The sequence below is a fragment of the Kitasatospora sp. NPDC004669 genome, assembly GCF_040609455.1.
Classification (GTDB): Bacteria; Actinomycetota; Actinomycetes; order Streptomycetales; family Streptomycetaceae; genus Kitasatospora.
Genome location: NZ_JBEXKB010000065.1, coordinates 38,730 through 46,862, shown reverse-complemented (window position 1 = coordinate 46,862; position 8,133 = coordinate 38,730). Strand labels below are relative to the sequence as shown.

Sequence of the window (8,133 nt, the reverse complement as noted above, 5' to 3'; positions counted from 1 at the left end):
GTGGACACACGCCCCCGCCGGCACCTCACGCCCGTTCCCGCAGGTCACAACCACAATCCGTCATGATCGTGTGCCCGCCGACTGTCGAACTCGGGGAGAAGTCATAGCCGCACACACCCCCTCTCAAGGCCGACTGGAGTAATGAGCCGCCAAGGCTGCGTCCAGCCCGGCTTCGCCCTTCCAGCCGCCACGCCTCGTGCGGGGCCGCAGTGTTGCCGCCCAAATTGTCAAAACCTGTGGATCTGCTAGCTGGTCTGGCGCGGAAGTGATGGTTCGGTGTCGGTGGGTGGTGTCAGCATGGTGGCGAGTCGGTCAACGCCGAATCCGCTGATCAGGAGGCGTTCCTTGTGGCTTCCGGTGAGGCGCTGGGTCCAGTCGACGAACCCGCCGTCCGCGATCTCCAGTTGCTGACCGTGGATGGTTGCGTAGATCTTGTAGCACAGGTCGGTGTAGTAGCCGCGTCCGGTCACCCGGTTGGGATCGTCGATGATGTCAATGCCCGGTGTTCCGGCCAGCTCTGTACGTGTGCGGGCCAGGACCGGAGCGGCGGAGTCGTTCAGGCAGGTGATGCGGATCTCGGTCCGGCGCACTCCGGCACGTGCCATCGCCCGGACGGCGAAATGCAGGTGCTCGACCAGGTGCTGTTGCTCGAAGGCCCGGCTGCCGGTGTCCCGGCCGGCGGTCACCAGGGCGAATAGTTGGAAGTGGGCGAGCATGCCGGGCGCGTCGAAGTGCTGGGCACGCACGACTCGTTGGCTGGCGGCCAGCCGGACCGGCACCGCCGAGCGGGGATCGGCGGCCAGGGCCTGGGATCTCCGCTGGGCCGCCTCCAGGGCCAGGGCATTGGTCGGGTCGGCTGCGACCTCGCTGCCACGAATGGTGGCGACGACCTTGCGCGGGTCGACGGTCGCGACCGCCGTATGCGCTGCCAGGGGGACGAGCGGAGCCAAGGTGAGCATCTGGAAGTCATCCGGCAGCGCCGAGAGCAGGAAGTCTTCGGCGCGTCGTATGTGCGCGAACCCTGTCGGGGCCGGGGTCACGAACCGGTCGGTGCGATAGCGCCGCATCACCTCGGCCGGGGTGAGCCGATCGGCGCGGCGTCGGAAGACTTCCAGGAGCAGTGTGGTCAGATCCGCCCCGGTCAGCCCCTCGGCCAGCAGGTCCAGCAGTTCCGGTCCGCCTGCCTTGGCCAGAACTCGGCGCAACGCCGGACCGGCCGAGTATTCATCGCTCGTCATGGCGGACCAGTATCGCCTGGCCGGCATCGGGGAGACCATCGATTTCCGCTCGTCGTGGCGATTGTGCCGCCGCTCGGTCAGGCTCCATCAGGGCTCCGCGCTCGAAGCGGGCTCCAGTGCGGACGAGCGGGACGAGGTGGGCGCCGTTGACGGCCCGCCAACGGACCCTGGGCCGACTTGACGAGCTTGAACAGCATCGCCAGGCCGGCGGCGCGAGAGCCGGCGCCCTTGGTGACTTTCGTGCGGAGCCGGACGGTGGCGAAGGTCGGCGCCGGCGATGCCGACGAAGGCGAGGAAGTGTTCCGCTTTGCGCTCGTACCGGCGGTGCAGGCGACGGCATGAACGGATCCACAGCCTGCGCTGTTCGGCGGGCATCGCTCACCCTTTCGTGTGGCGGGCCTGGCGGACAGGAATCGGCAGCCCGGCACCGATCCATGATCGATGGACTGGCCGATGGGATGACAGGCGAGCTCGCGACCGCTTCATGAGGGTAGGCCACAGTGATCAACAGACGGGACGTGCTGCGCACGGGCGTGCTCGGTGCCATCGGAGCCGGGGCGGTGGCCCTGCAGGTGCCGGCGAGTGCGGCCGCGGTACCCGAAGCAGCGGAGCAGGTCAGCCGTCGGGACTGGGAACGGCTGGCTGAAGCGCTGTCCCCGCGTTCCACCCTGTACCGGCCGGAGGGTTCCGTCTACCCGCCGTTCGCCCTCCCGTTCAACCACCGCTACGCCGGAGTCCAGCCGGCCGGAATCGTCGCCTGTGCCACCACCGAAGACGTTCGCGAGGCGATCTGCTGGGCCCGCGCGGTGGGGCTGCCCGCCGTGCCCCGCTCCGGGCTGGGACACAACTACGCCGGGTATTCCACCACCACGGGCCTGCTGCTGAACATGGCCCGGATGAGGAGCATCGCCGCCACCCCGCCGCAGGGCAGCGCCCGCTCCCGGGTCTACGGGCCGCTGAAGGTCGTGCACGACGCCGGCACCGTCACCGTCGGGGCCGGAGTCACCAACGGCGACCTGCATCCCCTGCTGGAGGATCAGGGCATCTTCGTCCCGACCGGTCGCTGCCCCACCGTCGGGGTCGCCGGGCTGGTGCTGGGCGGCGGCATCGGTTTCAGCGACAAGATGTTCGGCCTGACCTGTGACCGGCTCACCGCCACGACCGTCGTGCTCGCCGACGGACAGGTGGTCGAGGCCGGCGAGGGCTCGCACCCCGACCTGTTCTGGGCCTGCCGCGGCGGCGCCGGCAACAACTTCGGTGTCAACACCTCGTTTACGTTCCGGTACGAGCAGTTCGAGGGCACCGTGGGGATCTACCGGTTGCGCTGGAGCCTGGACTCCGTACAGCCGGTGATCACCACCGCGCAGCACATCGCCCAGGGCACCGTGGACGACAGGCGGTTCCACCTGCGCCTCGGTATCGGGACTCACGGGCAGACCAGGTCGCAGGTCCGGGCGAACGCCAACGTCAATGCCATCGGCCAGTACTACGGCACCGTCGAGGAGTTGCGTGCCATCCTCGCCCCGCTGCTCGACATCGGCACGGCCGAGGAGCGTGCCCGCAACCGCGCGTCCGTCCGCGCCGTCACCCCCGGCGAGGCGAGTGTGCTGCTGAGCGCCACCACGCCGGTGGAGCGGTTCGCCGCCAAGTCGGCGATCCTGGACGCCCGGACACTCCTGACCGACCAGCAGGTCGGCGCGGCGGCCGAGCGTCTGCTGGACTGGCCTGGCAGCGGCAACGAGGACGGAGGCGGGTTCGCGATGTTCGCCCTCGGCGGCGAGATCAACCGGGTGCCGCCGGATGCGTCCGCGTTCGTGCACCGGAACGGTCTGTTCGTCTTCGCCGCCGAGACCTCCTGGGCGGACTACGACCACCCCGGTGTCGCCGAGGCCAACTTGCGCTGGCTCGGGGAGTTCTACGGTGGCATCTTCCGTGACCGGCCACCCGAGCACTCGTACCAGAACTTCCCCGACCCGACGCTGAAGGACTGGCAGCGGGCCTACTACGGCGCGAACTACGACCGCTTGGTCCGCGTGAAGCGGACGTACGACCCGACCGGCTTCTTCGGCTACCCGCAGGGGATCGGCACCTGACACCCGTGTGGTCCATGGGACCTTCTTGCGAGTGGACCACCGCCCCGGGACAGCGGGGGCGGGCGGAAAGTGACAGACGGTGATCTCCAGGCCGGTCTCGACGGCCAGGGCGGCGGGTACGGCCGTCCAGGCGGGGTGCGGTAGCCGTTCGAGCCGCCGGCGTCGGCGGTGATCAGCACCCCCGCGCCGCGCTCCGGTCGGCGGACCCGCACCTTGACGCCGACGCGGCGTAGCCGTAGCAGCCCGTCACCCACCGGTCGGGGTGATGCGTCAGCGGCGATCACGACTCTAGAGTCGGCTTACTCGCATCGCGGAGCGCGAGTGACGACGGACCAGGACGACCCGAGCACGGCTGTGGGGGCGACGATGAACGAGACGGGCAAGCCGCCCCTGCGGGTGGTGATCGCCGACGACCAGGCCAGCGTCCGCGAGGGGCTGGTCCTGATGCTGGGGCTGCTGCCGGACATCGACGTGGTCGGCTCGGCGGGCGACGGGCAGCGGGCGCTGGAAGAGGTGCGCCGGCACCGCCCGGACGCCGTTCTGCTCGATCTGCACATGCCCGTGATGGACGGCACCGAGACCACCCGCCGGCTCGCCGAGGAGTTCCCCGACGTCACCGTGGTCATCCTCACCACCTACGCCGACGACGGCTCCGTCATCGAGACGCTGCAGGCAGGTGCGCGCGCCTACATCACCAAGGACGCCGACCGGCTGGACATCGCCCGGACCCTGCACAGCGCCGCGTCCGGGCTGGCGGTGCTCGACCGCCGCGTCCAGGCCGCCCTGCTCGCCCGGGCCGCCGCCCCTCCCGACGGGGCCCCGCAACCGCACCGGCCGCGGGAGCTGCCGGACGGGCTGACCGGGCGTGAGGCCGAGATCCTCACCCTGATGGCCCAGGGGATGACGAACGCGGAGATCGCCGGCACGCTCTTCCTGAGCGGCAACACCGTGAAGACCCACATCAACCGCATCTTCACCAAGACCGGCAGCCGCGACCGGGTCGCGGCCATCCAGTACGCCCAGCGTCACGGCTTCGTCTGACGCGCCCCGCGGCCGGGACGGCGACGGCCTGTCGGCCCCGACCCGCCGCTAGGCTGCTGCGGTGCTGCGGTGCTGCGCGCTGTGTCTTGGCTGATCCGGGTCTGTACGTTCCTCGTGGTGGCGGTGGAGGTCTTCGGCCACGGCGGCGGACCGGGAGCCGCGCTGCGGGCCGCGTCGGTGGCCGGCTTCGCGGTCTGCGGCGTGATGGCACTGGGATGGGCCTGGATCGGACGGGGGCGGGCGCGGGGCGGACCTGACCGGGTGGTACCGCTGTGGTGGATGCTCGGCGTCCTGGCGGCCACCTCCGGCGCCCTGAGCGTCTTCCACGACCACGGAACCATGATCGCGTTGGCGGCCCTCACCGTGGTGGAGGCGGGCAGCGAACCCCGGCTCGCCGTCGGCTGGAGCGTGGCGGGCGCCGGGGTGGCCGCGATGGTCTCGGCCGGGGTGGCCTTCGGCGCCGGACGCGACCGGGTGCTGGGCTTCACCGTGGTGGTACTGATCGCCCTGCTGTACGGCGCCAACCGCCGCGCCTTCCGCGTGCAGGCGATCCAGGCCCGGCGGCTGCTGGAGCAGAGCGAACTCCTGCGTGCCGAACGGGAGCACTCGGCGGTGCTGGCCGAACGCGCCCGCCTCGCCCGCGAGATCCACGACGTCCTCGCCCACTCGCTGGGCGCCCTGGCCGTCCAGGTCCAGGCCGCCAAGGCGCTGGTCGAGGCGGGCCAGGACCCGGTGCGGGTGGCCGAACTGCTCTCGGGGGCGCAGCGGATGGCCTCCGACGGCCTGGCCGAGACCCGCCGTGCGGTGCACGCCCTGCGCGCCGACGGTGACCTCGACCTGACCGGCGAACTCGCGCGCCTCGCCGAGACCCATGAGCGGCGTCACGAGGTCGCCGTGCGCCTGCGGGTCGGCGGAGAGCCGGCGGCCGTGCCGGCCGAGCACGTGCTCTGCCTGCTCCGGGTCGTCCAGGAAGCGCTGGTCAACACCGCCAAGCACGCGCCCGGACGCGATGTCGAGCTGAGCCTCGACCACGGGCCGAAGGCCCTGACGGTGACGGTCGGCAACCCGCTCGGCCCGGGGGCGGCAGCGAGCGGCGGCCTGTCCACGGTCGACAGCGGCTACGGCCTGACCGGGATGCGCGAGCGGCTGACGCTCCTCCAGGGCACCCTGGACGCGGGGCCGATCGACGGCCGATGGGTGGTCGTGGCCACCCTGCCGCACCGGGCCCAGGAGCCCCTTGCCCGCGACACGTCAGCGCGCCCGTAACGGCGACCGGCCCAGCCCGTAGCAGGCTGGGCCGGTCGTGTCGTCCAGCCAGTCAGCCAGTCAGCCAGTCAGCCAGTCAGTCAGTCGGCCGGGCCGGCCGAGGAGACCAGCGGCGTGTCCTGCGCCCGAGGGGCTCGCGGAGCCCGGTCCGCGCGGGCCCGCTCGACGGCTTCCGCCGCCGCGCGCCGGGCCCGGACCCGGGCCGAGTAGCGAGCGGTGAAGACGGCGGCGGCGATCAGGCAGAGCAGCTGGCCGACGGCCCGCGGCAGGGTCCCGGCGCCGGTGGCCTCGCACCGGCCGACGAAGCCGGCGGAGACGGTGAAGCTCATCGCCCACACGGTGGTGACGATCACGTTGGTGCGGAAGAACCCCGGCGTGGACCACAGCCGGCGCGGCGTGCGGGTCCGGGCGATCGGCAGGGTGAACGGACGCCGCCAGATCAGCGAGCCCCAGGCGATCAGGGCGAGCCAGGCGAACGAGAGCCCGCCGTTGTAGGTGTCGAGGGCGGAGTGCGGCCAGCGGAAGGCGACGGCGGCCAGGGCCGCGAGGTAGACGACGCCGCTGATCTCGATGATCAGTGCGGACGTCGGCGTGCCCTTGGCGTAGCCGTGCAGGACGGTCCAGACGGCGACGACGAAGCCGCCGAGCGCGCCCCACTGCCAGCCCACTTCGGAGAGCAGGGCGAAGACGACCCAGGGGGCCATGCCACGTACGTACGTCATGACGGGTGCGTTCCTCTCAGGACGGTGGAGGCCCGCAGTCCCCCGGTGCTCCGCGGCGGTTTCCGGCACTCACGACGGTAGGAGCGCGGGCCCCGCTCCCTCGTCCTGCCGGGCGGTGACCGGCGGGGTGACCTGGCGCCCGAGGGCGGTGGCCGGGTGGTACCGCGGGGTGACCCGGAGGTGGTGCAACGCCCGTAGAAAGGTCTCGTGTGTGAGGTCCTCGGCCGGCTGTGGATCCCCGAAGGTTCACTTGGCGAGGTAGGGCAGGACCGCAGTGCGGTGCATGCCGACCATCGAGGTTCGCGCGGACGGGCAGAAGGGAACGTCCGCCGACCAAGCGCGTTTGGGTAACCCGTCGGCTGAAACGGGCGGCTGGATCCCGTTGGGTGCGGCGGGGCGGCTCTCTCCGCCGGGCCGCCGCCCCCGCTGTCGGCGGCGGCCCAATCGCATGCAACCTGTCGGACACAAGCGAAACTCGTAACAGCCCGCCCGGCTCCCTTCCGGTCTCGGAGGGGGTTGAGTCCGTTTCGTGCCCCCTATGCGGCAGCGGTGGTGGCGCGCCAGCTGACGGGGAGGGTGAGCGGTGACTTGCTCGGGGATTCGTCGTCCCAGGTGGGGTGGTGGCCATCGGGCACGTGCAGGTCGGGGAAGTGGTCGAAGAGCGCCTCGAGGCCCACGGTCAGCTGGGCCCGTGCCAGGTGTGCGCCGATGCAGTTGTGCGCTCCGCGGCCGAAGGTGAGGTGAGGGTTGTCCGCTCGGCACAGGTCGAGCCGGTCGGGGTCGGCGAACACACGCTCGTCGCGGTTGGCCGAGGCGAGGACCGGCAGCACGGCGTCGCCCGCGTGGATCCTCCGGTCGTGCAACTCGATGTCCTCGACGGCCTGGAGGACCACGACACCGTTCATGACCGGTATGTACCGCAGGAGTTCCTCCACCGCGACGGGCAGGAGTCCGCGGTCGTCGCGCAGCCGTGCGTACTGGCCGGGCACGGCCAGCAGGGCCACCACGGCGTCGGCCAGGAACATGGTGCTCGTCCGGTAGCCGGCGACCAGCATGGAGAGCCCGAAGGTCACCACGCTCTCCCCGTCCAGGGTGCCGCGCCCCCAGGCGTGGACCAGCTCGGTGAGGACGTCGTCCGCGGGCTCGCGGCGCTTACGGTCGAGCAGCGCCGAGATGTACTCGCGCAGCTGGGAGGTGACCCGGCGACCCTCGTCCAGGGTGATGAGCGCCCCCAGCGCGGCGTCCGCCCTGGGCAGGAAGTACCCGCGGTCCTCGTAGGGGATGCCCACCAGGTCGCACATGGCCAGGAGCGGAAAGGGCTCCAGGAAGCCGCCGACCAGGTCACCGGGCTGCCCACCGGCCGCGAACTCGTCCAGCAGCCGGTCGGCCGACCGACGCAGGCGCGGCAGCCGGCGGCGGATGGCACGGACGCTGAACGGCTCGGCCAGGCCGTGGCGCAGGGCCGCGTGCCGGGGGCCGTCCAGTTCCATCATCGTGATCAGACCCGGTTCGTCGTCGGCGGCTCGGTCGGGCCGGGGCGGCCAGTCGTTGATGGTCGGCCTGATCAGCAGGGGATCCGCGATCAGGTCCCGGACGTCCTCGTACCGGGTGGCGTACCAGGCGGTGGCGCCGAACAGTAGCCGGACCCGCGTCAGCGGGCACTCCCGGCGCAGCCACCCGTACTGCGTGGGCGGCCCCATGGTGCCCGGCGGCGGGAGGGGCATGCCGATGACGGGCGTGTCCTGGACGGGTTCCGGCGGTGGGCTGCTCACT

At 71.7% G+C, this 8,133-nt stretch carries 6 protein-coding genes and 1 pseudogene; 3 read left to right on the top strand and 4 right to left on the bottom strand.

The window, feature by feature from the left end:
- Nucleotides 1-245 precede the first annotated feature (245 nt).
- The gene (locus tag ABZW30_RS36930) at nt 246-1,238 is read right to left on the bottom strand and encodes a hypothetical protein (protein ID WP_355675644.1); all 993 of its coding nucleotides are present in this window, start codon (nt 1,236-1,238) and stop codon (nt 246-248) included.
- A pseudogene (locus tag ABZW30_RS36925) lies at nt 1,225-1,504 on the bottom strand (IS256 family transposase); the annotation flags it as partial. The gene ABZW30_RS36930 and the pseudogene ABZW30_RS36925, both read right to left, overlap by 14 nt.
- A gap of 234 nt (nt 1,505-1,738) precedes the next feature.
- On the opposite strand from ABZW30_RS36925, the gene ABZW30_RS36920 reads away from it, so the two are divergent.
- From ABZW30_RS36920 to ABZW30_RS36910, 3 genes are all read left to right on the top strand, one after another.
- Nucleotides 1,739-3,331: an FAD-binding oxidoreductase gene (locus ABZW30_RS36920; protein WP_355675643.1), complete on the top strand. Its 1,593-nt coding sequence runs from the start codon at nt 1,739-1,741 to the stop codon at nt 3,329-3,331.
- A 321-nt stretch (nt 3,332-3,652) separates the two neighbouring features.
- Nucleotides 3,653-4,372, top strand: a complete 720-nt coding sequence (locus tag ABZW30_RS36915; RefSeq protein ID WP_355675642.1) for a response regulator transcription factor — start codon at nt 3,653-3,655, stop codon at nt 4,370-4,372.
- Nucleotides 4,373-4,453: 81 nt separating this feature from the next.
- A complete protein-coding gene (locus tag ABZW30_RS36910) occupies nt 4,454-5,638 on the top strand; it encodes a histidine kinase (protein WP_355675641.1) in 1,185 nt (394 codons plus the stop codon).
- 80 nt (nt 5,639-5,718) lie between these two features.
- Here the strand turns inward: ABZW30_RS36910 and ABZW30_RS36905 are convergent, their stop codons facing one another.
- Together ABZW30_RS36905 and ABZW30_RS36900 are read right to left on the bottom strand one after the other, a co-directional pair.
- Nucleotides 5,719-6,360, bottom strand: coding sequence for a hypothetical protein (locus tag ABZW30_RS36905; RefSeq protein WP_355675640.1), 642 nt, complete (start codon nt 6,358-6,360; stop codon nt 5,719-5,721).
- A gap of 536 nt (nt 6,361-6,896) precedes the next feature.
- Nucleotides 6,897-8,132, bottom strand: coding sequence for a cytochrome P450 (locus ABZW30_RS36900; RefSeq protein ID WP_355675639.1), 1,236 nt, complete (start codon nt 8,130-8,132; stop codon nt 6,897-6,899).
- Nucleotide 8,133: the final 1 nt, after the last annotated feature.

What these genes read in the sequence shown, in the direction of transcription:
- ABZW30_RS36930 (WP_355675644.1), bottom strand. Translation starts at nt 1,238, where the DNA reads ATGACGAGCGATGAATACTCGGCCGGTCCGGCGTTGCGCCGAGTTCTG.
- ABZW30_RS36905 (WP_355675640.1), bottom strand. Translation starts at nt 6,360, where the DNA reads ATGACGTACGTACGTGGCATGGCCCCCTGGGTCGTCTTCGCCCTGCTC.